Origin of the sequence: Chryseomicrobium palamuruense, from assembly GCF_042649045.1 — a bacterium.
Classification (GTDB): domain Bacteria; phylum Bacillota; class Bacilli; order Bacillales_A; family Planococcaceae; genus Chryseomicrobium; species Chryseomicrobium palamuruense.
The window spans coordinates 45,593-70,129 of the sequence record NZ_JBHSEF010000022.1; the positions used below are offsets into that span (position 1 = coordinate 45,593).

The window sequence follows — 24,537 nt, forward strand, 5'->3', positions numbered from 1 at the left end:
ACTGTCTCCTCTCTTATGCTTCTTGCCCAACAGTTTCGTCTTCAATCCCAAGTTCCTCTTTAATCCAGTCGTACCCTTGTGCTTCTAGTTTATGTGCAAGCTCAGGACCACCGGATTTAACCACGCGACCTTGCATCATCACGTGAACGTGATCTGGCGTGATGTAGTTTAATAGGCGTTGGTAGTGAGTGATGATTAAGCTACCGAAACCTTCTCCGCGCATTTCGTTAATTCCTTTAGAAACAACTTTAAGAGCATCGATATCTAAACCAGAATCGATTTCATCTAAAATAGCAAATGATGGTTTGATCATCATCAGTTGAAGAATTTCATTACGTTTCTTTTCTCCACCTGAGAACCCTTCGTTTAAGTAACGTTGTGCCATATCTTGATCCATTTCTAAGAAGTCCATTTTGCTATCCATTTCACGGATAAATTTCATAAGTGAAATTTCATCGCCTTCTTCACGTCGTGCATTGATGGATGAACGTAAGAAATCTGCATTTGTTACCCCAGTGATTTCACTTGGGTATTGCATCGCTAAGAAAAGACCCGCTTTCGCACGTTCGTCTACTTCCATTTCAAGTACATCTTCGCCGTCTAATGTAACAGTTCCAGATGTCACTTCATATTTCGGGTGACCCATAATTGCCGAAGCAAGTGTTGATTTACCAGTACCATTAGGTCCCATGACCGCGTGGATTTCACCTGTATTAAGTGTTAAATTCACACCTTTTAAAATTTCTTTGCCGTCGATGGAGACGTGCAAATCTTGAATAACCAATGTTGACATTGTATACCCTCCATATCTTCAACTTTGAACGGAATGAACCCATTCTAAATTATTATCATTCTAATCTTACCGCAGAAACAGAGTCACTGCAAATCATTTAAATCCTTATGAATCCTGCATTTTCTCATTTTCAATTACAACTCTCTAATTGAGAATTAATATCAGCAATAAGATAGAAAGAAGCCTGTAGAATCAACATTCTACAGGCTTGTTAGACATTTTATTTATTATCCTCTGTGGGCTTGTGCACCGATTTGAGCTGCGATTCGCATGCTTTTTTCGTGGTCACGCTGGCGGCGTTGTTCCACTTTCATACGTAAATCTTCGCTTTGTCTCATTTCATCATAACCGAAACCGTGTGCATCACGAAAAGCTAAGTTCATTTTTTCCGTGTAAGGCTGTCCTTCTGGTTTGATAAGAATCATTCCCTTCAGTTAGTATCTTACGTTACTTAGTGTATACCCACTGAAACTCGAATGAAACTGATAAATGGAAATTTGGCCCTTTTGTCATAGTATAAAAAAAGCTGCCTTGCACGGGGCAAGACAGCTTCATTACCTTATTCAGTTACTGGAACGACAGATCCGCCCCACTCTTCTAAAATGAAGTTTTGGATTTCATCTGAGCGAAGAGCTTCTACTAAAGCTTTAATTGCATCGTTTTCCTCGTCACCTGCATTAACTGCAATAACGTTCACGTATGGTGAGTTTGAATCTTCAATCGCAATTGAATCTTCAATTGGGTTTAACCCGGCATCAAGTGCATAGTTTGAGTTGATTAATACTGCATCACCTTCTTCTTGTTCATACATTTGAACAAGAAGTGCCGCTTCGTAGTTTGGATCGAAGTTTAAATTCTTAGGATTTTCAACAACGTCTTCAATTGTTGCTGCTGTTTTTTCAACACCTTCTGCAAGTGTAATTAATCCTGCTTGTTCCAACATAGAAAGCACGCGACCATGATCTGGTACAGCGTTACTCATTAAGATTGTTGCTCCATCTGGAAGTTCATCTATAGAATCAAACTTTTTAGAATATAAACCGATTGGTTCAATGTGGATTCCACCTGCATTGACAAAATCATAGCCGAATTCACTGATTTGAGCCTCTAGGTAAGGAATGTGTTGGAAGTAGTTCGCATCTAAGTCGCCGCTATCTAAATCTTGGTTAGGTAATACATAATCTTGGTAAGCTTCAATCACAAGTTCAATTCCCTGTTCTTCTAAAATAGGTTGAACTTGCTCTAAAATTTCAGCATGAGGTACGTTAGAAGCACCCACTGTTAGTGTTGTGTTCTCTCCCTCAGCTCCTGAACCGCCTTCTGATCCACATGCTGCTAAAGTTAAAATTCCTGCTCCAAGTACCAATCCTGTTGCTAATTTTTTCATAAGTAAACTCTCCTCTGTTCTCTTGTTATCGTTTATCTAAGCGGTTTGTGATCCAGTCGCCTAGCCACTGAATGATAAATACAATGAGTAAAATAATGATGGTTGCGACAATCATGACATCAGTCTGATTACGCTGGAACCCATCCAAGAAAGCAAGTGTACCTAGTCCGCCCGCTCCAATGACACCTGCCATAGCTGTGTATCCAACAAGGGCAATCGATGTGACTGTAATACCAGAGACAATAGCCGGCATCGATTCGGGAAGGAGAACTTTGCGAATGATCGTCCATGTCGTAGCTCCCATAGACTTCGCAGCTTCAAGAACACCTTTGTCAATTTCTTTTAATGCAATTAAAACCATGCGTGCGTAGAATGGTGCAGCTCCAATAATCAGAGCAGGAAATGCAGCATTGGGTCCTCGAATTGAACCGAGTAAAAATTTAGTAAATGGAATTAATAAGATGATCAAAATAATAAACGGGATAGACCGGAAAATGTTGACGAGTGCGCCGGTCAACCAGTTCGCCATTTTATTTGACCATACCTGATGAGGACTTGTTAGAAAGAGTATAAGTCCGATGGCTAAGCCAAAAACAAATGTTAACAATGTAGAAATAGCTGTCATATAGAGCGTTTCGTAAGTTGCTTCCCACATCTTTGGCCAGTCCACATTTGGAAAGAGATTCTCAATCATGGTGTATGACCTCCGATTGTACTTTTTGCGCATGGAGGAAACTTAACGCTTCATCAATAGATAATGCGTCACCATCAATGTGTAGCAGTAATGTTCCTAGTGCGCCATTTTGAGTTTGTGTAATATTCCCTTGAACAATGGTCACTTCCAGTTCATATTGCTTGATTAAGCGTGCAATGAGTGGTTGATCGGTTTGATCGCCAACAAATGTTAAGCGGATCAACTTGCCATTCGGGTACATGTCTAAGAAGTGATCGACCGTATCTGAGTAGTGAGCACCATCAGAAATTTGTGAAACGAATCGTTTCGTAATCGCCTTTTGGGGGTTTTTAAAGACGTCGATGACTTTCCCTTCTTCGACGACTACACCATTTTCCATCACAGCGACGCGGTGACAAATCTTTTGGATGACGTGCATCTCGTGGGTAATCAGAACAATGGTTAATCCCAGTTGTTTGTTGATTGTTACGAGCAAGTCCAGTATTTGGTCTGTCGTTTCAGGATCGAGTGCAGAAGTGGCTTCATCACATAGTAACACTTCCGGTCGATTGGCAAGCGCTCGTGCAATACCGACACGTTGTTTTTGCCCTCCAGATAGCTGAGAAGGATACGCTTTTTCGCGGCCTTCAAGACCAACCAGTGCAACGAGCTCTTTTACTCGTGTATCGCGTTCTTCTTTGGAAACACCTGCAATCTCAAGAGGAAACGCAATGTTTTCTTCAACGGTACGCGACCACAGCAAGTTGAAATGTTGAAAGATCATACTCACTTTTTGCCGGAACTGTCTCATTTGTTTGGAAGACAGGTTCGATACTTCTTTTCCATTGACTTGAATGGAACCCGCTGTCGGACGCTCTAGTCCATTAAGTAAGCGGATAAGAGAACTCTTTCCTGCGCCACTGTAACCGATAATCCCATAAATTTCACTCTCTTGAATAGAGAGTGATACATTGTCAACAGCGACTACATGGCCAGTTGACGTTGTATATTTTTTAAAGACATCTTGTAATTGAATCATATGCGCGCCGCCTCCTTTCCTTGTTATTATCGGGTGTCTGGATTCAGCTAATATGCAAAAAGACCCTTTCTGCGCAAAGACAGAAAGGGTCATCGTTTATTCAACGTATATCCATTCTCTCATCTTCCAAAGCGCTAGCTTTGCGTGACTTGGCACCATTTCACTTTCGTGACGGTTGCCGGGCTTCATCGGGCACTTCCCTCCACCTCTCTATATAAGAGCGACGCATATTCAATTAGTATTATTGTCAGTAATCGAATAGTACCACAGCCGTTTTTATGCGTCAACTATTTTTTATCACAGAAATTTATTATGTTTCATTCATTTGTTCTAGTAGATATGGCACAGACTGAAATGCATATATTTTTAAGTACTCTCCTTGATCATTTCTAAGTAATAAACAAGGTACACTTTCTATTTGCTCTTCATGCATGAGCTCCGGCGCATAGTTGGCATTCAATTGCGGGATAGGCTGTTGAAGGACTTCTTCACATACCGTAAGCATCTTAGATGCGACTTGGCATGTTCCGCACATCGGCGTATAAATATAAAGCCATTTCATTTGCTCTTGTTTCCAGTCGGCATAGGTTGTTTCAATCACGATTTTCTCCACCTTTACTTGATTTAAAGTAGCAAATCACTGCGAGGATGACAAGGGAAATGCTTTCGTGAGATGGGACAGGTGGGAGGTTTGGTGTAGGAACGGCTCGTTAGTTGCGGTAACAGCCATATTGGTGCGGAAATCATCGCCATTGACGCGGAAACCGTCCTTAACCAGAAAAAAGCCCGCCAACTGGCGGGCCACACAGTATTAGTTAATGAATTCTTCGTACTGCTCAGCAGACAATAATGCATCGGACTCTCCAGCATCTGAAGGTTCTACTTTAATCATCCATGCATTTTCATAAGGAGATTCGTTGACGAATTCCGGATTGTCTTCTAATGATTCATTGACTTCCACCACTTTACCGCTAATTGGCGCATAAAGCTCAGAAACCGTTTTAACAGACTCTACGCTTCCAAAAGCGTCGCCTGCTTTAATTTCGTCGCCTACAGCTGGTAGTTCAACGAATACGATGTCACCTAACTCAGATTGAGCAAAATCTGTAATTCCGATTGTCGCTGTACCGTCTTCTTGCTTTACCCACTCATGGTCTTTAGAATAACGAAGTTCTTTAGGGATACTCATCATTAATCTCCTCTCGACATCTGCAATTTTCTCTTTAATAGTGACACAATTCAATCATTTCGACAAGCTCTTATTTTTGCCACACAGCCTCAAAATCCGCTTCCTTAAAGCCGACAGTCACTTTTTCGCCATCGGTAGTGAACGGACGCTTGATGAGCATCCCATCAGAAGTTAACACATCTAGTTTTTCCTCATGTGACATGTTAGAAAGCTTATCTTTCAAACCAAGTTCACGGTATTTCTGACCACTTGTATTAAACAATTTTTTCAATTCCAGTCCGTGCTTTTCTGCCATCTCTTTTACTAATTCACGGTTTGGGGGGTCTTCTACGATGTGATGGTATGTATAATCAATCCCTTGGTCTTTCATCCACTTTTCCGCCTTTTTACATGTTGTACATTTCGGATAGCCATACATATCAATTGCCATTTTGATTCCTCCTCTGGTTCAATTCTATGTTAAGTATACCGAGGTTTCGGGCAGAAGAAAATCCCTGCACGCGACAGTGCAGGGATACTATTTGTTAAACGATGTATTTTTCAGCGTCAATTAGCTTCACAGAAGCTTCACGCTTTTTCGTTACCAAGTTATATGGTGTGTTACGTGTCAATTTACGAAGTGCAGAGAGCATCATGCGCTGGTTATCGCCTTCCACTGCTGCAAGAAGTGTATCTTTCGCATACTTTTCGATCTCCTCGAAGGCTTCTTGGCAATAGATCTCTGTGTATAGAAGTTTTTGAGCTGCTTTGTCAGCCCCTACTTTTCCAAGAGCTTTTTCCGTACGTAGCACAGCTGATTCCATAGCAAATAGATTGTTCGCAATGTTTGCGATGTTCACTAGAACTTCTTGCTCTGCATCAAGTTTTGCACCGTATCGTTGTGCTGCCATACCTGCTGCAAGTAGACCAATCTTCTTCGCATTTTTCACGAGTACTTTTTCTTTTGCAAGTGGTTCGTCGCCCACTTCTTCCGGCATCATCATGAGAAGCTCTTCCTGCAGCTTCATCGCTTGTTGAAGGAGTGGTAACTCACCTTTCATAGCTTTCTTCAAAAACGTGCCAGGAACGATCATCCGGTTGATTTCATTCGTACCTTCGAAGATTCGGTTAATGCGTGAGTCACGATAGATACGTTCCACTTCGTACTCTTGCATAAACCCATATCCACCATGAAGTTGAACTGCTTCGTCTGCAATGTAGTCAAGAACTTCTGAACCGACCACTTTGTTGATTGAACACTCGATTGCGTACTCTGCGATTGCTGCAGCAACCTCTTTTCCGTCTTTTTGTGCTTCTTCTGAAAGTTCATTCATGCGATCTTCAAAGTACCCTACTGTGCGGTAAATCAAGCTCTCCGCCGCATAGAGTTTTGATGCCATCGTTGCAAGCTTTTGTTTGGTTAAATTAAACGACGAAAGTGGCGTCTTGAATTGTTGACGTTGATTTGTATATGCAATTGCGAGTTCAAGTGCACGTTTTGCGCCACCCACAGTACCTACCCCTAACTTATACCGACCAATGTTTAAGATGTTGAACGCAATGATGTGTCCACGACCTACATCACCTAGTAAGTTCTCCACAGGAACTTGGGCATCTTCTAAAATTAATGTACGAGTCGAAGATGACTTAATTCCCATTTTCTTCTCTTCCGCCCCTACTGAAACACCTGGGAAGTCCTTTTCTACGATGAATGCAGTAAACTGCTCGCCATCAATTTTTGCATATACAACGAATACATCAGCAAAGCCCGCATTCGTGATCCACTGCTTTTCACCGTTCAGTACATAGTGTGTACCTTCTGCATTTAGTTTCGCAGTCGTTTTCGCACCAAGTGCATCCGAACCTGAACCTGGCTCAGTCAATGCATAAGCGAAGATCTTTTCAGCAGTAGCTGAATAAGGTAAGTATTTTTTCTTTTGTTCTTCGTTCCCGAAAAGTACGATTGGTAAGGAACCAATCCCAACGTGAGCTCCGTGTGTAATCGAGAAACCGCCCGCTACAGACATTTTTTCCGCAATAAGTGCAGATGATACTTTATCAAGACCAAGTCCGTCATACTCTTCCGGAATGTCGGCTGCTAATAAACCTAACTCGCCAGCTTCTTTCAATAAACGGACCGAATGTTCGAATTCGTGGTGTTCTAAGTTCTCCACAACCGGAAGTACCGAATTTTTCACGTAATCTTCGGTTGTTTTTGCAATCATCTTTTGCTCATCAGAGAAGTCCTCTGGTGTAAATACACGGTCCGCCGTAATATCTTCGATTAAAAACGCTCCACCTTTTACTGCTTGTGACATAGTCATGTCCCCCTCTTATAGTATTTCAAATACGCCTGCTGCACCCATACCGCCGCCGATACACATCGTTACGACACCGAATTGCTTTTGTTGGCGTTTTAATTCATGAATCATTTTCAGTGTCAATACAGCACCTGTCGCCCCAAGTGGATGGCCAAGTGCAATAGCGCCACCATTTACGTTGACCTTCGTGACATCTAAATTTAATTGACGAATGATTTGTAGGGACTGAGAAGCAAATGCTTCATTAAGTTCCCAAACATCAATATCCTCAATCGATAGACCAGCGAGCTTCAATGCTTTCGGAATCGCCTCCACAGGACCAATCCCCATGACTTCTGGAGCTACGCCCGCTGTAGCAAATGCGCGGAACTTCGCAAGTGGCTTTAACCCTTGCGCCTCCGCCACTTCACGGTCCATCACGAGCACTGCTCCTGCACCATCAGATGTTTGAGATGCATTCCCTGCTGTAACTGTCCCGCGAACATTGAAGGCTGGTCGTAGTTTCGCTAATGTTTCCACAGTTGTTCCTTCGCGAACCCCTTCATCCATATCGAACAGACGTGTTTTTGTCGCGGCTTTATTTTTGCCATCCACAAAGTGATCTGTGACTTCGACTGGGACGATTTCATCTTTAAATTTACCTGCTGCTATCGCAGCCGCTGCACGTTTATGTGACTCAACAGCAAACGCATCTTGATCTTCACGGCTGATGCCGTACTTCATCGCAACTTGTTCTGCTGTATGCCCCATCCCCATGTAATATTGAGGTGCTGTCTCTGCAAGCTTTGGGTTCAGACGAAGTGTGTTGCCTGTCATCGGTATCATACTCATCGATTCGACCCCGCCCGCGATGATGGCTTCAGCATGACCGACCATAATTCGCTCAGATGCATACGCAATCGATTGTAGTCCTGATGAACAGAATCGGTTGATAGTAAGTGCTGGTATTGTATCTGGAAGGCCCGCAAGTGCACCGATATTACGAGCCACGTTCATTCCTTGTTCTGCCTCAGGCATCGCACAGCCCATGATCAAGTCATCTATTGGCCCTTCATAGCCTGCACGTTGGAGTGTTTCCTTTACCACAAGTGCTCCGAAATCGTCAGGACGCACATGGGCCAAAGAGCCTTTTTTCGCTTTGCCGATTGGCGTACGGGCTCCTGCTACTAATACTGCTTCACGCATTGGTTGTTTCCTCCTTTAGACGTTCGGTTAGTTACGAAGCGGCTTGCCTTTTACGAGCATGTGCTGCATACGCATCTGAGATTTTGGTTCTGCGACGAGGCTTAAGAAAGCTTCGCGCTCTAAGTTCAGTAAGTACTCTTCGTCTACAAGTGTTCCGTACGGCACTTCTCCACCAGCTAACACATACGCTAATTTTTTTGCAATCTTCATATCGTGGTCACTGATGTATCCAGATAAGCGCATGCCTTCTGCACCGACCAGCATGGTTGCATAACCTGGTGCACCAGATACCGGCACTTTCTCGCGTACAGGTGCTTTATAACCAGAATCATAAAGATGTAGAGCCGCTTGTTTTGCATCATAAAGTAAGTGATCTGGATTCACACTCACGCCATCTGCTTGATTTAAAAAGTTATTTTCGCGTGCTTCTTCACCGGAAGTGGATACTTTCGCCATCGCGATTGTTTCAAAGACCGTCGTTGCAACTTCTACATAATCCACTTTCACGTTGTTCGGAAGAGAACTCAAGTGTTTGATATATAGCTCTTTGTTACCGCCCCCACCAGGGATGAGACCAACGCCGGCTTCAACTAAGCCCATATACGTCTCAGTAGACGCTTGGATATGTGCGGTTGGTAAGCAGACTTCTGCGCCACCACCTAGTGTCATTCCGAATGGTGCTGCAACGACTGGTTTCGTCGAATATTTAATTTTCAGCATCGCTTGTTGGAACATGCGGACAATGAAATCAAGTTCAAAAATATTGTCATCTTGAGCTTCCATTAAAATCATGCCAAGGTTCGCACCCACACAGAAGTTTTTCCCTTGGTTTCCGATAACAAGTCCTTTATAGTTCTTCTCCACTTCATCGACAGCGAAGTTGATCATCTGAAGAATGTCTGGCCCAATGGAGTTGGACTGAGAGTGGAATTCAAGTAAGGCAATCCCATCTCCTAAATCAATCAGACTCGCACCACTGTTCTTTTTGATGACGCCATGTTTCTTTTTATATGCCTTTAAATCAATTGCTTTTTCACTTGTTGGCACTTGTTCGTAACCGTTTCCTGTGAAGAAGTACAGTTCACCGTCTTCTTCTTTATAGAAGGAATCAAATCCTTGATCAAGAAGTGACTGGACAAATGCAGGAATCGCGTGACCTTCTTCTTTCATACGACCCACTGATTTTTGGACACCGATTGCGTCCCATGTTTCAAATGGTCCTTGCTGCCAGCCGAAGCCCCATTTCATCGCTTGGTCGATGGCTACGATATCGTCTGCAATTTCACCATGTAGTTCTGCTGAGTAGCGAAGAACTGGATTAAAAATGTTCCACAGCAACTCTCCTGTACGATCCTTTGCGTATACGAGAGATTTCACCTTGTTCACTAAACCTTTTTCTTGCTTCGCCATCTCTAGTGAAGGCGTTTTCAATTTTTTCACAGGCTCATAATCCATTGTTTCCGGATTTAATTCAAAAATTTCTTTGTCTTTTTTCACAAAGAACCCTTGACCTGATTTAGCACCAAGCCACTTGTTCTCGACCATTTGCTTTAAGAATGCCGGTGGGTTAAATACCTCTTGCTCTTCCCCACTCGTTTGATCATAGACATTTTTTGCAACGTGCAGGAAAGTATCAAGACCTACAACATCTAATGTACGGAAAGTAGCTGACTTAGGACGTCCAATCACAGGTCCAGTAACCGAATCTACTTCCCCAACAGAGAATCCACGCTTTTGCATTTCGCGAAGAGTGACTAAAAGTCCATATGTCCCAATCCGATTCGCAATAAAGTTTGGTGTATCCTTTGCAAGGACCACGCCTTTTCCAAGAACATCTTCCCCAAACGACTTCATGAATTCAACGACTTCCGGTTTCGTTGTGGAAGCAGGTATCACTTCAAGAAGTTTTAGATAGCGCGGCGGATTGAAGAAATGAGTGCCCAGGAAATGAGTCTTGAATGATTCACTACGTCCATCAAGCATAGCTTCGATGCTGATACCAGATGTATTCGAAGTTACAATTGTCTCTGCTTTCACCACATTATCAATGCGTGCAAACAATTGTTGTTTGACCTCTAAGTTTTCAACAATCACTTCAATGACCCAATCGACTTCTGATAGCTTCTCAAGGTCATCTTCTAAATTTCCGGGTGTTATTAGGGCTAGATTCTTTTTCGCCGTAAGTGGTGCAGGTTTTTGTTTCAGCAATTTTTGCAAAGCACCTGCTGCGATTGAACTTCTGAATGCAGGCGTTTCTTTCGTCCACCCTTTAGCTGCATCAGCTGGTTGTACTTCACTTGGAACAATATCAAGCAAATAAGTAGCGATCCCACTGTTTGCTAAATGTGCAGCAATTCCTGACCCCATGACTCCTGATCCAATGACAGCTGCTTTTTTAATTTGATATGACACAGAATTGGCCTCCTTCTACTTTGAATGAATACTCATTCATTTTAAGGGTAAAAAAAATAGAACGCTCGTCTATGACTCTAGTGTAGAACATATTTTAAATTTTCGCAATACTATTGTTAGAGCATTGCATTTGTCTTTTAACCTAATTGTTGTAAACTAAAGGTACTAGATAAAAAGGAGTTGCCAACAATGGAAGCAATTAAAACAAAAGAACAATTTAATGAAGTCATTCAATCTGGAAATGAGGTATTAGTTAAATTCCAAGCAGGCTGGTGTCCGGACTGCCGTCGTATGGATATGTTCATCGACCCGATCGAAGAAAAGTATAGCAAGTATACATGGTATGATGTGAACCGTGATGAGCTTCCTGAAATCGCTGAAAAGTACGAAGTGATGGGTATTCCAAGTCTACTGATTTTTAAAGACGGTAAGAAAACAGCTCATCTCCACAGTGCGAATGCTAAGTCCCCTGAACAAGTGACTGACTTCCTAGAGTCGGTAAACGAATAGGAGAAACTCATGACGACGGAACAAGAAATTATCAAGTTACGTGAGGACCTGGAATATTATAAAAGCATCGTCTATTCGATGTCTTCACCCATTATTCCATCCATTGTACCTGAAACAATATTAGTTCCTGTAGCAGGTTATATTTACCGAGAACGTTTTAACAATATTCAATCGTCTACTTTACATTATATTTCCGAACACCGAGAAGTTGAAAATGTGATTTTTGATTATACAGGAGTGTCGACTGATAATCTTTCTTCAATGGATTACAATGAATTAGCTATGGCGATCTCCAATTTAAACAGTTCATTAAAACTGATGGGTATCCGCCCTATTTATGTTGGCTTTACCCCTCGTCTGATTCAAGAAATCGTTCGTGCAGGTGTCCACGTAGAGATTGAGACGTTCCAATCTTTCCGTTCCGCCCTTCAAGGACTTCTAGCAGAAACAAACAAGTCTCTCTAAGCGCACCTTATTGGGTGCGTTTTTTTCAATCTGAAAGAGGTGCTGAACTATGAAGAAGATACTTCAAGTAGAGGGTATGTCACAATATCACGCATCCATCGATACCGCCTATCACTCATCTGCTTGTGGACCTGTCACTGCCTATATCATTGCTCGCGAATTAGGTAAAGAACAATGGACCGTGAACGATTTCTACCGGCAACTAAAAGGAACACGTATCGGATTGTTTACACACCGGATGATTCGTTATATGCAACGGTTCCTCGGCCCTTCCTATGACGTTCAGCGTTGTTCGTTAAAAGAAGCTTTATCTGAAATTGATCAGGGCCGAATCGTTGCGATGAAATTTGATAAGTATTTTTCATTCAGATGGTTCGGTACGTTTAGCTTTTCCTACCACTGGGTTCCTCTTATTGGCTATGAACTCGAACAGGATCAATTGTACCTGTACATCCACGATAACGGCGGACGCAATCGCAATAGTCGAGTACGGAAAATTCCGTACGGTCCAAATCATGAGATTATAACGTTCATTCGGTTTACACCTTTAAATTAAATGACGTAGCACTTGACGATAGCCGTGTTCGTTACAAAAATCTCTTGCACTTGCAGGAGCTTGCTCCCAATATAAATCATTTAAACTTACGTCAATTGGCACATCATTGCGAATCACTGCCAATTGTTTGGATACGTGAAGAAGCTCACCCGCTTCTTCTATTTTTTTTCGCTGACCTGGTTTCAACTCGTGAAGCGATGCTAGCACACCGTCTACGTCCCCATAAGTTTGGATAAGTTGTAGTGCTGTTTTGGGTCCAATCCCTTTAACTCCTGGATACCCATCACTGCTATCCCCCATAAAGGCCTTTACATCCGGAAACTGCTGAGGAGCAATGCCGTATTCGTCTCGGAATCGTTGCTCGTGATACGTATCATAAATAGAGAAGCCTTTTTTTGTGAACTGTAACGTCACATCCGGACGTAATAATTGAAGCAAATCCTTATCTCCACTCACAACCGTGAAATGTGCTTCTTGTTCCCATTTCTGAAGGACAGAGGCAATTGTGTCGTCCGCCTCCATTCCCACGACGCCTAAATTGATCCAGCCGAGTTCCTTTGACAACTCTTGGGCCATATCAAACTGTGGCACCATTTCCTGCGGAGGGGCAGGGCGATTGATTTTATAGCCCCCGAATAAGTCATTGCGGAATGTATGCATGCCCTTATCCCAGGTGATTACGACATGACTCGGAGCAAAGAGACCCCTTGCTGTTAGTACGTGTCGTGCAAATCCCTGAACAGCATTCGTAGGTAAACCTTTTTCATTCATAAAGTAGTTTCCTGACATCGCTGTCGCAAAAAATGAACGGAACAAAAGCGCCATTCCATCGATGACGAGAACATGTGGTTTTTGCATGTGAATTCCTCCCTATCTCCTCTTAGTTTAACGCAATTCAAAGAGTGGGTATAGGGAGTCATTACAAGTGGAAAGTAGGAACTCACATGCATATACATAACGGCAAGTTATACTGGCCCCAGACAACTGAACCCTTTGAACCTCAACCAGTTCATGAGCAATTAGAGTGGTATGATGTCGTCGTCATCGGAGGTGGTATGTCAGGCTCTTTAACTGCCTACCAACTCGCAAAACAAGGAAAGACAGTTGCGGTCGTCGACAAACGACAATTTGGAACGGGAAGTACGAGTGCGAATACAGGACTTCTTCAATATTCGAACGATATCATGTTGCACGAACTCATCGATCAAATCGGCGAACGGCCGGCTGTCCGCTTTTATGAGCTCTGTCTAGAAGCCATGGACCAACTAGACCAAGTAGCAGGTCATCTATCGGGGCGTGCGGATTTCATTCGTAGGCCAAGTATTTGCTACGCCAGTTCAGTAGAGGATGTCCCGAAGCTTCAAAAAGAATTTGAAACACTTTCGAAATACGGCTTCCCATGTGAATATTGGGATCAACAGCAGTTCGAAAACAATCTTCCTTTCTCTAAACCTGCAGCACTCATTACTCATCAAGATACTGAAATCAATCCACTCAAATTTGTACAAGGTGTGTTACGTTTAGCAGAAAATCATGGTGTCCACCTCTACCCTTTTACAGATGTAGAAAATGTCTTAGACACATCACAAGGAATTGAAATACGAACGTCAACGCATCTATTCCGGGCAAAACAAGTTGTTTACACGACAGGGTATGAGACCGTTCCTGTAGGAGAACGGATTGGTGCTGACATTAATCGTTCGTATGCGATTGTCACTAAGCCTGTTGAAAAGATCAGCGAATGGCATGAACGCGCGTTGATTTGGGAAACGAAACGGCCCTACCTTTATATGAGATTAACGGAAGAAAACACCGTTGTCATTGGTGGTCTTGATGAGGACAAACCGGAAGCACCTTTTTCAAATGAACTCCTCGAGGAACGCGGCCAAAAGCTGCTTGATGCACTCCATGAACACTTCCCTGATCAGACGTTTGAGATCGATGCTTGTTACGCAGCGAGCTTTGGAGAATCCATCGATAACTTGCCATTCATTGGCGAACACCCGACGAAGCCGAACCATTATTATTTATTAGGTTATGGTGGGAATGGAACCGTTTATAGTATGCTCGGTTCTGTGATTCTTGGAGATTTGATGAACGGAAACGTCAATTCGGATGCGGAGATTGTTCAATTAAACCGGAAGTGCGGCGTGCGATAATTGGTAGAAATCATGAAGTGTATGGCTTTGCATACCATGTGTTTCATGAAGAAAGTGATAGTGACTCAGAATGTGATCAAGCTGTTTTAAGCTTTCTTTCGGGTACTTAGCGAAATTATGTGGATGCCACCATAAGTGATAGCTATTTCCTGTGACAGCTGCTACAGAGAGACTTTGACAGATACGGTCCACTTTGCGATGTTCTAAATAAGAAATGGGCTGGATGGGCCGGAAGAAGCGACTATAGCTAATTTCCGGTCCCTTTTGGTGAACAAAGTGGTGCCCTGCAAGCGGGAAATAATGGTCGGCTAGTCGCATGATGCGTTTTAGATGCCCATCTTTCCTAGAGGAGTTCACTCGGTAAAGCCAGTGAGAAGGATTTGAACGAACAATGGGAAGTCCGGCTTCTTGGGCAATCTCTACTGCTCGGGGAAAGTGCTGATTCCTCGGAAAAATAAGTGTCTTCGCCTCGGGAAGCCATTTCTTGCACAGCTCCAAGTCTTTCCGAAATGCCTCTTCATAAAATGGAAGTTCCTGCGCATAAAAATGACTAAATGTATGACAAGCGATTTCTTGCTCAGGTGCCTTTCGTAACTTCTCTACAATCCCTGGTGCAACAAAGCCTACCAACGCGGCTCCTATTTCTTCACGAATCCCTAAAGGGTGGCAAGATTCACGTTGATATTGAAAAGGAATGGTGGTGAGTTCCTCGATTAATGTCGGAGCATCTGGGCAAGCAAGTGCACCTACAACGGCCCAGGTAGCTTTTACATGATGCTGTTGAAACAGCCCCAGCATCTCTTCAATAACTTGAGGTATATTACGAACTTCAGCTGGAGTCAGACGATACGGTAGGTCATAGAATCCCCACTGTAGTTCAACATCTAGTGAGATTAATAAGCTACTTGGCGGTACTTTGTTTCCTCCTATCGAATCCATTTTAGAATCTTGCCATGATTTCGTACCCACTGGACCACTTCCGGTGACGATTTCAACCTGTGAATAAGGTGTTGATGAAATAAAAATCGTTGATACCCAAATTTCCATTTGTGCGGACTGCAAAGGATGGTTTCTGTATATTCCTCTCGACTAGCCCATTGTTCTTTATAAGCTTCATACCCTACACTAAAATCCACCAATGTTTTCCCTTTCGCTTTCCAGTGCCTTAAGCTCTTTTCAAGCAGCAGAAATCCAGGTGCGTATTTTGAATAGTCCGAGTCAAAACCTGTCCAATAACCAATGACACCATCAGCCATTTCAAAGTCGTACTGAAAAGCAATCACTTGTTCCTCGATTTTAAGTCCAAAAGTATGGACTTGAAAAGATTCCCCGCCTTGTTGCCAAACGGACTTTAACCACGCTTGCTTTTTGGGGTCCATTAGTCCACTTGTATCACGGCGCGTCTGCCAGCGTTTTTGATGAACCGCAACCATTTGTTCAAATTCGGAAACCTGCAACTCAACCAGTTCTACTTTCCCGATTTTTTCTAACTTCTTTTCTCTTCTGCGTAATGTATGATGCTTTCGTTTTCTCGCAAAATAGTATTCATCCAATGCGTCTTCTGTAACTTGTAGGACAGGAACGTGAAAGATTTTAGAAGCTTGGCAAGATTCTTGAAGCGCCTTACTGAATTCTCTGTCGAGCTCACTCCAAGAACGTAGACCCTTTAGAAGTGCGACGGATCCGTGGCGACTAAGCCAGTCCGAAAAATGACTAGTCACATCCCTTACATTCTGAAGATTACACACAAAACAGATATAATTAAAATCGCGGGTACACAAGGTGGAATAGGTACGGAATCCTGTACGTTTCAGAGGCAGGATAGCGATTGTTTGGTGATGCAACCGAAACTCTAAAACGAGCGAACAATCGTCCATTCGACTATGAAATAATTCCCAACTCTGAAAGGGGCAGTCGTCTGTTTCAAGAGCTCTCCAGGAAGATTCTAATAGTAGCCAGTCCGATTTCGATTTCCAACGTACGACTATCATTTCTTCTTGGCTACTTCGGAGAGAAGGTCTTCGGTAGCCCGTATCATCTGGTGGAATGTAAAGTGTTTGCGGAAACGTTGATACCCCTTCTTTCCCATAATCTCCAACTTGTCTGAGTGCTTGAAAACATAGTCTAAATAAGGCTGAATTGTCTGGCGGACAATGTACCCGGTCTGCCCTTCTTCAATGATTGTTTCAATCCCATTTGTCGCTGAAGCAATAATGGGTTTTTGATGAGCCATGGCTTCTAGTAGGACCAGTGGAATCCCTTCAGACTTTGATAGCAAGACAACCACATCACATTCTTCATAGAATGGATGAGGATCACTGACCTCGCCGTGCAGCTTAATACGGTCCGCAAGACCTAATCCGTCTATGCGCTTGGTGAGCTCATGGTCGAGCGTTCCCGTCCCCACAATATCTAGCTTCCACTTTGAGTCAGTGAAGTTGGCAAGAGCTTCAATCAAGGGTAATGGATCTTTGGGTGGAGAAAGCCTTCCGACCCACAAAAGTCGAAGAACATCCGAATAATTCTCTCGTACTAAAATTGGTTTTTCATGAATCCCGTTGGGAATGATCGCACATTTGCGAGCAGGTAGTCTCATCGTTTTCTGGTCATACTTGGTTAAAAAAATGTATCGGTCTGTTAGTGTTGAAAATAGTTTTTCATGAAGGCGTCCAAGGATGCGCATCCCCCGAGTAGCAGTAGTCACATAGGATATTCCGTGAAAGGTATAGACGTTCGGAATGCCGGTACCTATTGTAGCGAGTCGTCCGATGGTTCCTGCTTTTGTTGAATGAATAGTGAGGACATCTGGTTTTAGTCGACGTAAGTTCTGTCTCGTTTCCCAGACCGCCTTCCAATCTTCATGCAAGGATACGTTTCTTTTTAGATGTGGAATCGTATGCAGGTGATAGGCTCCCTTATAGACACTATCTGGGGCCGTCAGTACGTGAACGTCATGGCCTTTTGTAGCCAGTGCTTCTGCTTGTTGATGGACGACTTGTTGCGCACCTCCAATGTGTTGCATATGTGTGATTAAAAAAGCAATTCGAATGATGCCTCCCTCCCCTTCCTATAGCCATCCCTATAAAAATCCATGCATGTCGCCAGTGCAATGTATCAATCACCATATTCATGATAATCAGGCTGACGATAAATGCCAGCCCTACTTTGCCCAGTGTTTCTTTTGTCTTGACCAGTTTCATGAATAGAAAACCTATGGCAATAAGATACCCAATCAGACCAAGGAATCCATTTTCAAGCAAGACTCGAACATACGTCTGATGAGGTGAGTGATGCAGCGCTGCTTCGGCTTCTCCTGCCCCAATGCCAAAAGGGTGCTGCCACGCAAGCTGTAACGCCTCCCACTGAACTTGAAAACGAGTCAAATCGTACACTTGCAACGTGTATCTCTCTGTCCCCAGCCAAAGATAACTTCCTATGCCCAAACACAAAACAAACGTAAGAAATTGACTACTTCGAGACATTTCACGCCACTTAAGTACGAGCGGAATGACCATACATAGAAGTGCGATACGAGATCCAGTAAAGTAAATGGCACCGCCAACGAGACACATTCCCATCACCCGAACGATAACGTTCCATCTCATGTCATACATGAACCAAAAGAAGGAAAGTAATAGATACGACGCAAAGACATTTGGATCTTTAAAAAATCCCTTCAAGCGGTCATAATACATAAGATGTCCAGAAGCATCTGGAAATAGATACAGAGTTATAAACATGGCTGCCAACATAATTATATGGAAGCCTGCAAAACAGCGGAGCAACCTTTGTGTCTGCTTTTCGGTATAGGCTGACATCCATTTCGAGTAGACAAGCAATGACAACACACCATAAAATGTGATGCTCCCATAAAAGAAGACATCCATTGTTACGTGATAAGTAAGATGCGGCAAGAGATGACTGGCTAGGAACCAAAAAAGGATGAAGGGATAGACTTGAAATAGCAGCAAGACTGTAGAAATTTGTATGAGTAGATAGGCCGCGAACAAACCATCACTGATGGCGGGTTCGTTTATGACAAAGAACTGGCTGAACAAACAAAGAATTAAGAGGGCTGACCCACAAGTTGTATAAATTGATGAATGTAATAGACGAGACAACAAGCTGTGAATAGTGCGCCTCCTAAACAAATCACTTGTTCATAAGACATTGGGAATAAAACAACTGCAATTATACAGATGACACTGATAGCTAGACCTCTTCCCAGTTCGCCTCGGCAGATCGTAGTCCACTGCCCTTTCATCATCAATAGTGTTCTTAATGGAATCGACCATGTCATGCCTAAACAAAGAGGAATATAGAGCAGGAACAAAGGCAGGACTCGGTCCCATTCCCGAAGGATCGGAAATTGTAGGATGAAAAGTAATCCAATTATCGTGCTGACAAGAAGTATCAATGTATAAAATACGAGGTTCAAAACTTGTTTCTTATAAAATACGAAAGGTTTTAAAACGGTATTTTCCAACGTATCGCTTATAACCAATTGGTAGGATGTATAGCCAATCAACTGCTCCGTAAATCCAGCAATACGTTGGACAAGAAAAAAGACAGCCCCTTTTTCCGGACCCACGCTTAGCGTCAAAATAAGAATCGGTGCATACATAGATAAAGCAGTACCCAGTGAAGAGACATTCATATAAAATAGTGGTTTTTTGAACCGTTGTAATAAAGAAAAGGCCTCTTGACGTGTGAGTGTCACAGGTGGACTTTTCTTTTTTAGACGAATGAAATGGACAATCTTACCGATTAAATCTCCTAAGACCAATCCATAAAAATTAAATGAACAAACCAATTGACCAAGGATTAATAAGAATGAGCCTTGGACGCGAGAAGTAGCGACTCGTTTTTTCTGTTGGTGTTGTAATGCGTAAGGAATCAATAACAATGTTAGAGAGAAAAAATGCGAGAGGGCGGTCACAAGAACCGTCATCACAATGTCACGAAAATACATATACGCAATAAAAAAGACAAACACAGATTGGTATCGCTGAACCCAACAACTTAATTGAAAGAAGCGTTCTTGCATCTCCGGGTTCGAGAGCATCAATGCGTCAATTCGTAGTCCAGCAAAATAACCAGCACTATAGACAATAGCAAGCCCTGCCCCGTACATCCCCACGGCTTCCGGAGAATACAAAAGAATCGAAAAAATGGTCGACAACACCATCAACAATTGACTGAGCAGCGTAGACTGCGCAAATCGCAAAGATGATGAACTTAATTTCAACGAACGAAGCGTCTCCAAAATGAGTAACCAGCGCAAAACAAAAATGTGATGCCAAGTATCCAAATACAACTTCTCTGCCAAGGTAGTAAGTCGATTCGTTGTGGCTGATGTTCCTCTATATTCGTCAATAATTGTACGTTCTGCTGGCGGAAAATTTGCTCACTATCCTCCAGCCACTGATTGCTTACGCACAAGGCCAGCTCTTTTACAGTACGTTGATCTTCATCTCTTATACGGACGGTAACTAAATAATTTCCGGGTTGGGTATCAATTTTAATTCGTTTTCGAACAGTGGTTGGTGATTCATCAGATACAGTGGATAGAAAGGAATGACTGAGGAGATATTTTGTGTACGTATTAATAAATGCTTGATCCATCTGTTGCTGCTCATAAGGGCGTTCCGTCTCAGTGGTCAATACAACAAATTCAAGTTCCATTTCAAAAATTGGCTTGTGGGTTAGATAGAGAATGGTACTTCCCAGTGCACAGACGACTAACCAAAGAGTGAGTAAAAGCCAGACCAAACTATTTTTCATGTTTCATCACTTGCCTCAGGAAGTAATGGATGGTCTGAAGAAAAATCCAACAATCCAATCGCCAAGACATATGCTGCACATAGAAGAGATCATAACGTATTTTTTGGTGATATTTGATTCCTTCTTTTCCTCTCACTTGCGCAAGCCCAGCTAGCCCAGGTCGCGCATTCAATCGTTTTTGTTGTTGAGGGGAGTAGCACTTGCTCAGTTCGATCATCTCCGGTCTCGGGCCAATAAAGCTCATATGACCCATCACAATTTGTGTGAGCTGAGGTAGTTCATCCAGCCCACTTCTTCTTAAGAACCGTTGAATAGGAGCGAGTTGCGAGAGGTCCGGCGACGGAAAGATAAAGTCGGCAGGCACTCCTTGATAGGTAAACTGCGGGTCCGAATACGTGACGGGTAGAGTGCGTAGCTTCCAAATCAGAAAGGGCTTTCCAAGGTAACCTGCTCTTTGCTGGATATAAAAGAGAGGTCGGCCTTGCACGAAGTAAAGATACAAACACAGAATGAAGAGAAATGGACTAAATAATAGAAAGAACACGAGTGAACCTGCGAGGTCCGCACCACGTTTCCAGTGGAGATAACTCACGCCTCAACTCCTCGAAACAATGTATGCCAAGACATAAAAAAAATCCCTACTCAGAGGGATTAAGTTGATGATGTATCACTTTCTTAAGACCTTCCATTTCAGAAGCCCCAAAAAAAGATTGAAAATCGATATGATCGAGCGGATGACCCTGTGGAGTATTCAACGTAATTGAGATTTTTTTTACCGTGGCGGCTGTAGTTTCATCTAAGACAAGACGATAATAAGTTTGACGGAGATTGTTCATAATCTCTGTCCCCTTTTCCATGGAAGGGACTATTATCACTTTCGTTTCTACTAAAAAAGTAATGAGTAGATAACACATAATGAGTACTTTCGCATCCTTTATTTATGAATATTTTCCTTAGAATACCATAGAACACTTTAAATTAATAGGGAAAATACTAATAAGTATATATTAAAAATATGATATTCTATAACGGCAAGTATCAAATGGTGATGGCATCCTGAGAAGATGTAGGGCTAAATTTCTAACTAGTACGACAATAAAGAAAATGCTTGCAAATATATGCTTCGTAAAGAGAAGGATTTGGGTAAGATTCATGATTACAACCATGTTGCTATAGCGACTAATCACAACTCGTATGAGCTATCCGTTTGATTCTGCGTCTTCTTCAAATACGCTTCACGCAATTTATCTAGCTGTTGTTGTTTAGTAGATGTGGCCGGCTTGCTTTCTCTTGATACTTAGCAGCTGCCACTTTACTTTTGGCATCCAGTTGATATTTTCCCATTTTGTTAACCTACTTTATCTAATCATAATTTTATCAGGTACACTACTGTTGTTCTAGTTAAACTTCTCTGGATTAAAAATACAGATAGATTATTGACATACTTCTCCATTGTTTTTTATTTTTGGTTTATTGAGATGCATAAGGCCTTGTCCCAAGACCAAAAACCGCTCTAGAATTTTGGGTATGCCTATTCAAAGGTATTTGTGTTTTTCTCAATTAAATCAGAAGTAAGATGTCTGCAGTTTCAATTTGGCACCTATAATGAAGCCCCAGGCTGTTTTTTTATTTTGCCTTCAAGTCGCGAAACAAGCATTTTAATTGTGAATCGCCGATAATAAAAAAGTATTTACTGAAAGGGCGGCTTTTACGCCCTAAACCGAAGGAGTGTTAGGATGCAATCAATCAAAGGAAAAACAGCCATTATTACAGGTGGAGGACGTGGCATCGGCCGTGCGACGGCCATCGCACTCGCTAATGAAGGGGTCAATGTCGGTTTGATCGGCTTGAACCAGGAAAACTTGGATAAAGTATCAGTAGAATTGCAAGACGCAGGCGTTAAAGTAGCGACCGCATCAGCAGACGTTTCGGATCTTGCAGCAGTCGAGAAAGCAACCGAACAACTCAAAAACGAACTAGGCAAAATCGATATTCTGATTAACAATGCGGGTATCGGAACATTCGGCGGCTTTTTGGACTTGTCTCCAGAAGAATGGAAAAACATTGTTGACGTCAACTTGATGGGCGTTTACAACGCAACGCGCGCCGTGCTCCCGGGCATGGTCGAGCAAAAATCGGGCGATATCATCAACATCTCATCCACTGCCGGTCAAAAAGGAGCCCCGGTCACAAGCGCCTACAGTGCTTCGAAATTCGCCGTAATGGGACTTACTGAATCATTAGCACTCGAAGTGCGCAAGCACAATATCCGCGTGACTGCTATGACGCCAAGCACTGTCGTCACCGACCTTGCGCACGAGTCCAACTTGATTACCGGCGATGCGGATCGCGTCATGCATCCGGAGGATCTGGCCGACTTGATTATCGCTAGCTTGAAACTGCACCCGCGCGTCTTCGTCAAAAGCGCAGGGTTATGGTCGACCAACCCTTCTTAAACACATAAAAAGAAGCCGGCATCCATGGAAATCCATGAGTGCCGGCTTTATTCATATCCACACCGTCTTCTTCTGTAACTTCAACTACGTCCCCTTAATTGGCTGCAGTAATCTTGTAAATCGTACCGCCATCAGTAATTGCAACCAACGCACCATCCTGCGTTACAAGAATATCACGGAAACGTTCGCCTTCATCAGATAAGAGACGTTCTTCTCCAACGATGATGTCATTTTCAATAACGACACGGGCAATATAGCTCGATGCTAAACCACCGATGAACAAATTGTTCTCCCATTCCGGGATTGCGTCATTGTCATAGAATGACATCCCACTTGGCGCACTTGTTGGATCCCAATAATAGACGGGTTCAACAAAGCCTTGCTCTTCGTGTTCTGAAATACCACCATTGATTAATTCACCAGAGTATTCGATACCATACGAAACGATTGGCCATCCATAGTTATTACCTGGTTGTATAATATTTAGTTCATCCCCAGCTTGAGGACCGAATTCAACAATCCACAAGTCTCCTGTTTCAGGATTGAAATCGATACCCTGAATATTCCGGTGACCATAGCTGTAAATACCACCAAGGGCGCCTTCCTCTTCAATAAATGGATTCGAATCTACTGGTTCCCCGTCTTGTGTAATGTGAATGACTTTCCCTAAATAAGCATCTAAGTCTTGGGCACGTTCCCGAATCGGATCATCTGAACGCTCACCTGTGGTTAAGAATAAGTTGCCTTCTTCATCAAAGATAATACGTCCACCATAGTGTAAGTCTCCTTCATAGGAAGGAGTTGCTTGGAAGATGACTTCGAAATTTTCAAGGGAAGTCTCATCTTCTGATAAAACCCCTTTCCCGACAGCAGTCAAAGTACCGCCTTCAACATCTTGGGAGAACGTCAAAAATACGAGCCTTGATTCGTCAAAATCTGGTGCAACGGTGACATCAAGTAAACCACCTTGACCTTCGCTGTTTACTTCAGGTGTACCTTCGATTGGTTCTGAAATAGAGTTCTCATTAAGATTGACTATAAGAAGTTCTGCTGAACCTCTTTGCGTGACAAGTAAGCGGTTTGGTTCAAACTCTTCCATACCCCATGACACATCCAGGCCATCCGCAATAATTTCCACGCTTAGTTCTGTTTCAGTCGTTACTGCAGGAGCTCTTGTTTGTTCCGGAAATGCTGGCTCAAACTCTGTCACTTTTGGTGCAGTTTCTGCAGATGTATCTGAACCTTCATCAGTTCCCTCATCCGTACTTTCCTCTGTTGTAGCATCCGAGTCATCCATTGGTTGTTCGTCTGTCGTCTCTTCATTGCTACATGCTGCCAATGCTAGTATAAAGATCAGCATTGCTAAAAACATGAATCTTGACCACTTAGCTTTTGTCATTGTTTTGCCTCCCCTATTCTAAACTATTTTTGTGAAAATACTAATTTCAATCTGCTACTATCAAGATTGAAACTTGTTAAGAGTTTTATACCCTAATTGAAGCTTTAAAACTCCATTGAATTAAAGATATCATAATTATACTAAGAAAAATAATTTTTTGCTTTTATTCATATTGAGTGGGGGTATACTCCCTTCACACCAAAAAGCCACATTTCTTTAGGAAATGCAGC

26 protein-coding genes and 1 riboswitch are annotated in these 24,537 nt (G+C 42.7%); of the genes, 5 read left to right on the plus strand and 21 right to left on the minus strand.

Going from position 1 to position 24,537, the window contains the following annotated elements:
* Positions 1-13: 13 nt before the first annotated feature.
* From sufC to ACFO0S_RS08650, 11 genes are all read right to left on the minus strand, one after another.
* Positions 14-793 (minus strand): Fe-S cluster assembly ATPase SufC, encoded by a 780-nt coding sequence (gene sufC / locus ACFO0S_RS08600; protein ID WP_378141448.1) that lies wholly within the window; start codon positions 791-793, stop codon positions 14-16.
* A 227-nt stretch (positions 794-1,020) separates the two neighbouring features.
* On the minus strand, positions 1,021-1,218 hold the full coding sequence (locus ACFO0S_RS08605; RefSeq protein ID WP_378141449.1) for a hypothetical protein: 198 nt from the start codon (positions 1,216-1,218) through the stop codon (positions 1,021-1,023).
* A 134-nt stretch (positions 1,219-1,352) separates the two neighbouring features.
* Positions 1,353-2,180, minus strand: a complete 828-nt coding sequence (locus tag ACFO0S_RS08610) for a MetQ/NlpA family ABC transporter substrate-binding protein (RefSeq protein WP_378141451.1) — start codon at positions 2,178-2,180, stop codon at positions 1,353-1,355.
* Positions 2,181-2,205: 25 nt separating this feature from the next.
* Positions 2,206-2,874, minus strand: coding sequence for a methionine ABC transporter permease (locus tag ACFO0S_RS08615; protein WP_378141453.1), 669 nt, complete (start codon positions 2,872-2,874; stop codon positions 2,206-2,208).
* On the minus strand, positions 2,867-3,892 hold the full coding sequence (locus ACFO0S_RS08620) for a methionine ABC transporter ATP-binding protein (protein WP_378141455.1): 1,026 nt from the start codon (positions 3,890-3,892) through the stop codon (positions 2,867-2,869). Before ACFO0S_RS08620 ends, ACFO0S_RS08615 begins: the two co-directional genes overlap by 8 nt.
* A 116-nt stretch (positions 3,893-4,008) precedes the next feature.
* Positions 4,009-4,113, minus strand: a riboswitch (SAM riboswitch).
* An 89-nt stretch (positions 4,114-4,202) separates the two neighbouring features.
* A complete protein-coding gene (locus ACFO0S_RS08625) occupies positions 4,203-4,493 on the minus strand; it encodes a thioredoxin family protein (RefSeq protein ID WP_378141456.1) in 291 nt (96 codons plus the stop codon).
* A 210-nt stretch (positions 4,494-4,703) separates the two neighbouring features.
* Entirely contained in the window at positions 4,704-5,081 is a 378-nt protein-coding gene (gene gcvH / locus ACFO0S_RS08630; RefSeq protein WP_378141457.1) for a glycine cleavage system protein GcvH, read from the minus strand.
* Between the two features lie 70 nt (positions 5,082-5,151).
* Positions 5,152-5,511, minus strand: coding sequence for an arsenate reductase family protein (locus ACFO0S_RS08635; RefSeq protein WP_378141459.1), 360 nt, complete (start codon positions 5,509-5,511; stop codon positions 5,152-5,154).
* A 94-nt stretch (positions 5,512-5,605) separates the two neighbouring features.
* A complete protein-coding gene (locus ACFO0S_RS08640) occupies positions 5,606-7,378 on the minus strand; it encodes an acyl-CoA dehydrogenase family protein (protein WP_378141461.1) in 1,773 nt (590 codons plus the stop codon).
* Positions 7,379-7,393: 15 nt separating this feature from the next.
* Positions 7,394-8,566, minus strand: coding sequence for an acetyl-CoA C-acetyltransferase (locus ACFO0S_RS08645; protein WP_378141462.1), 1,173 nt, complete (start codon positions 8,564-8,566; stop codon positions 7,394-7,396).
* 27 nt (positions 8,567-8,593) lie between these two features.
* Positions 8,594-10,978: a 3-hydroxyacyl-CoA dehydrogenase NAD-binding domain-containing protein gene (locus tag ACFO0S_RS08650; protein ID WP_378141463.1), complete on the minus strand. Its 2,385-nt coding sequence runs from the start codon at positions 10,976-10,978 to the stop codon at positions 8,594-8,596.
* Positions 10,979-11,167: 189 nt separating this feature from the next.
* Here ACFO0S_RS08650 and ACFO0S_RS08655 point away from each other — a divergent pair, with 189 nt between their 5' ends.
* From ACFO0S_RS08655 to ACFO0S_RS08665, 3 genes are read left to right on the plus strand one after another with little or no spacing between them, the layout of a single operon-like run.
* Positions 11,168-11,488: a thioredoxin family protein gene (locus ACFO0S_RS08655; RefSeq protein ID WP_378141464.1), complete on the plus strand. Its 321-nt coding sequence runs from the start codon at positions 11,168-11,170 to the stop codon at positions 11,486-11,488.
* A 9-nt stretch (positions 11,489-11,497) separates the two neighbouring features.
* Entirely contained in the window at positions 11,498-11,953 is a 456-nt protein-coding gene (locus tag ACFO0S_RS08660; RefSeq protein ID WP_378141466.1) for an STAS domain-containing protein, read from the plus strand.
* A 49-nt stretch (positions 11,954-12,002) separates the two neighbouring features.
* Positions 12,003-12,509 carry a C39 family peptidase gene (locus tag ACFO0S_RS08665; RefSeq protein ID WP_378141467.1) on the plus strand — a complete coding sequence of 169 codons (507 nt, stop codon included), beginning with the start codon at positions 12,003-12,005 and terminating at the stop codon, positions 12,507-12,509.
* Here ACFO0S_RS08665 and ACFO0S_RS08670 read toward each other — a convergent pair.
* Positions 12,501-13,367, minus strand: coding sequence for a 5'-3' exonuclease (locus ACFO0S_RS08670; RefSeq protein ID WP_378141468.1), 867 nt, complete (start codon positions 13,365-13,367; stop codon positions 12,501-12,503). The genes ACFO0S_RS08665 and ACFO0S_RS08670 overlap by 9 nt on opposite strands.
* An 86-nt stretch (positions 13,368-13,453) precedes the next feature.
* On the opposite strand from ACFO0S_RS08670, the gene ACFO0S_RS08675 reads away from it, so the two are divergent.
* Positions 13,454-14,668, plus strand: coding sequence for an NAD(P)/FAD-dependent oxidoreductase (locus ACFO0S_RS08675; RefSeq protein WP_378141469.1), 1,215 nt, complete (start codon positions 13,454-13,456; stop codon positions 14,666-14,668).
* On the opposite strand, the gene ACFO0S_RS08680 is transcribed toward ACFO0S_RS08675, so the two are convergent.
* The 8 genes from ACFO0S_RS08680 to ACFO0S_RS08715 all read right to left on the minus strand — a co-directional run bounded on the left by ACFO0S_RS08680 (position 14,642) and on the right by ACFO0S_RS08715 (position 21,288).
* Entirely contained in the window at positions 14,642-15,637 is a 996-nt protein-coding gene (locus ACFO0S_RS08680; protein WP_378141471.1) for a polysaccharide deacetylase family protein, read from the minus strand. The genes ACFO0S_RS08675 and ACFO0S_RS08680 overlap by 27 nt on opposite strands.
* Complete coding sequence (locus ACFO0S_RS08685) at positions 15,595-16,389, minus strand: GNAT family N-acetyltransferase (RefSeq protein WP_378141472.1); 795 nt, start codon at positions 16,387-16,389, stop codon at positions 15,595-15,597. The genes ACFO0S_RS08680 and ACFO0S_RS08685 overlap by 43 nt, the downstream gene beginning before the upstream one ends.
* Positions 16,390-16,655: 266 nt before the next feature.
* On the minus strand, positions 16,656-17,690 hold the full coding sequence (locus ACFO0S_RS08690) for a glycosyltransferase (RefSeq protein WP_378141473.1): 1,035 nt from the start codon (positions 17,688-17,690) through the stop codon (positions 16,656-16,658).
* Positions 17,620-18,582, minus strand: a complete 963-nt coding sequence (locus ACFO0S_RS08695; RefSeq protein WP_378141475.1) for an O-antigen ligase family protein — start codon at positions 18,580-18,582, stop codon at positions 17,620-17,622. Before ACFO0S_RS08695 ends, ACFO0S_RS08690 begins: the two co-directional genes overlap by 71 nt.
* Positions 18,583-18,734: 152 nt before the next feature.
* Positions 18,735-19,916: a hypothetical protein gene (locus ACFO0S_RS08700; protein ID WP_378141476.1), complete on the minus strand. Its 1,182-nt coding sequence runs from the start codon at positions 19,914-19,916 to the stop codon at positions 18,735-18,737.
* Positions 19,913-20,452 (minus strand): hypothetical protein, encoded by a 540-nt coding sequence (locus ACFO0S_RS08705; RefSeq protein ID WP_378141478.1) that lies wholly within the window; start codon positions 20,450-20,452, stop codon positions 19,913-19,915. The genes ACFO0S_RS08700 and ACFO0S_RS08705 overlap by 4 nt, the downstream gene beginning before the upstream one ends.
* Positions 20,442-21,044 (minus strand): sugar transferase, encoded by a 603-nt coding sequence (locus tag ACFO0S_RS08710; RefSeq protein WP_378141479.1) that lies wholly within the window; start codon positions 21,042-21,044, stop codon positions 20,442-20,444. The genes ACFO0S_RS08705 and ACFO0S_RS08710 overlap by 11 nt, the downstream gene beginning before the upstream one ends.
* Positions 21,045-21,090: 46 nt before the next feature.
* A complete protein-coding gene (locus ACFO0S_RS08715) occupies positions 21,091-21,288 on the minus strand; it encodes a hypothetical protein (protein WP_378141480.1) in 198 nt (65 codons plus the stop codon).
* A 900-nt stretch (positions 21,289-22,188) separates the two neighbouring features.
* Between ACFO0S_RS08715 and ACFO0S_RS08720 the strand changes: the two genes are divergently transcribed.
* Entirely contained in the window at positions 22,189-22,908 is a 720-nt protein-coding gene (locus tag ACFO0S_RS08720; RefSeq protein ID WP_378141482.1) for a 3-ketoacyl-ACP reductase, read from the plus strand.
* A 94-nt stretch (positions 22,909-23,002) separates the two neighbouring features.
* Here the strand turns inward: ACFO0S_RS08720 and ACFO0S_RS08725 are convergent, their stop codons facing one another.
* Positions 23,003-24,307 carry a PQQ-dependent sugar dehydrogenase gene (locus ACFO0S_RS08725; protein WP_378141483.1) on the minus strand — a complete coding sequence of 435 codons (1,305 nt, stop codon included), beginning with the start codon at positions 24,305-24,307 and terminating at the stop codon, positions 23,003-23,005.
* Between the last annotated feature and the right edge of the window lie 230 nt (positions 24,308-24,537).

What these genes read in the sequence shown, in the direction of transcription:
- ACFO0S_RS08640 (WP_378141461.1), bottom strand. Translation starts at nt 7,378, where the DNA reads ATGTCACAAGCAGTAAAAGGTGGAGCGTTTTTAATCGAAGATATTACG.
- ACFO0S_RS08620 (WP_378141455.1), bottom strand. Translation starts at nt 3,892, where the DNA reads ATGATTCAATTACAAGATGTCTTTAAAAAATATACAACGTCAACTGGC.
- ACFO0S_RS08665 (WP_378141467.1), top strand. Translation starts at nt 12,003, where the DNA reads ATGAAGAAGATACTTCAAGTAGAGGGTATGTCACAATATCACGCATCC.
- ACFO0S_RS08645 (WP_378141462.1), bottom strand. Translation starts at nt 8,566, where the DNA reads ATGCGTGAAGCAGTATTAGTAGCAGGAGCCCGTACGCCAATCGGCAAA.
- ACFO0S_RS08610 (WP_378141451.1), bottom strand. Translation starts at nt 2,180, where the DNA reads ATGAAAAAATTAGCAACAGGATTGGTACTTGGAGCAGGAATTTTAACT.
- gcvH (WP_378141457.1), bottom strand. Translation starts at nt 5,081, where the DNA reads ATGAGTATCCCTAAAGAACTTCGTTATTCTAAAGACCATGAGTGGGTA.
- ACFO0S_RS08720 (WP_378141482.1), top strand. Translation starts at nt 22,189, where the DNA reads ATGCAATCAATCAAAGGAAAAACAGCCATTATTACAGGTGGAGGACGT.
- ACFO0S_RS08615 (WP_378141453.1), bottom strand. Translation starts at nt 2,874, where the DNA reads ATGATTGAGAATCTCTTTCCAAATGTGGACTGGCCAAAGATGTGGGAA.
- ACFO0S_RS08670 (WP_378141468.1), bottom strand. Translation starts at nt 13,367, where the DNA reads ATGCAAAAACCACATGTTCTCGTCATCGATGGAATGGCGCTTTTGTTC.
- ACFO0S_RS08635 (WP_378141459.1), bottom strand. Translation starts at nt 5,511, where the DNA reads ATGGCAATTGATATGTATGGCTATCCGAAATGTACAACATGTAAAAAG.
- ACFO0S_RS08690 (WP_378141473.1), bottom strand. Translation starts at nt 17,690, where the DNA reads ATGCAACACATTGGAGGTGCGCAACAAGTCGTCCATCAACAAGCAGAA.
- ACFO0S_RS08660 (WP_378141466.1), top strand. Translation starts at nt 11,498, where the DNA reads ATGACGACGGAACAAGAAATTATCAAGTTACGTGAGGACCTGGAATAT.
- ACFO0S_RS08675 (WP_378141469.1), top strand. Translation starts at nt 13,454, where the DNA reads ATGCATATACATAACGGCAAGTTATACTGGCCCCAGACAACTGAACCC.
- ACFO0S_RS08605 (WP_378141449.1), bottom strand. Translation starts at nt 1,218, where the DNA reads ATGATTCTTATCAAACCAGAAGGACAGCCTTACACGGAAAAAATGAAC.
- ACFO0S_RS08655 (WP_378141464.1), top strand. Translation starts at nt 11,168, where the DNA reads ATGGAAGCAATTAAAACAAAAGAACAATTTAATGAAGTCATTCAATCT.
- ACFO0S_RS08705 (WP_378141478.1), bottom strand. Translation starts at nt 20,452, where the DNA reads ATGAAAAATAGTTTGGTCTGGCTTTTACTCACTCTTTGGTTAGTCGTC.
- ACFO0S_RS08715 (WP_378141480.1), bottom strand. Translation starts at nt 21,288, where the DNA reads ATGAACAATCTCCGTCAAACTTATTATCGTCTTGTCTTAGATGAAACT.
- sufC (WP_378141448.1), bottom strand. Translation starts at nt 793, where the DNA reads ATGTCAACATTGGTTATTCAAGATTTGCACGTCTCCATCGACGGCAAA.
- ACFO0S_RS08725 (WP_378141483.1), bottom strand. Translation starts at nt 24,307, where the DNA reads ATGACAAAAGCTAAGTGGTCAAGATTCATGTTTTTAGCAATGCTGATC.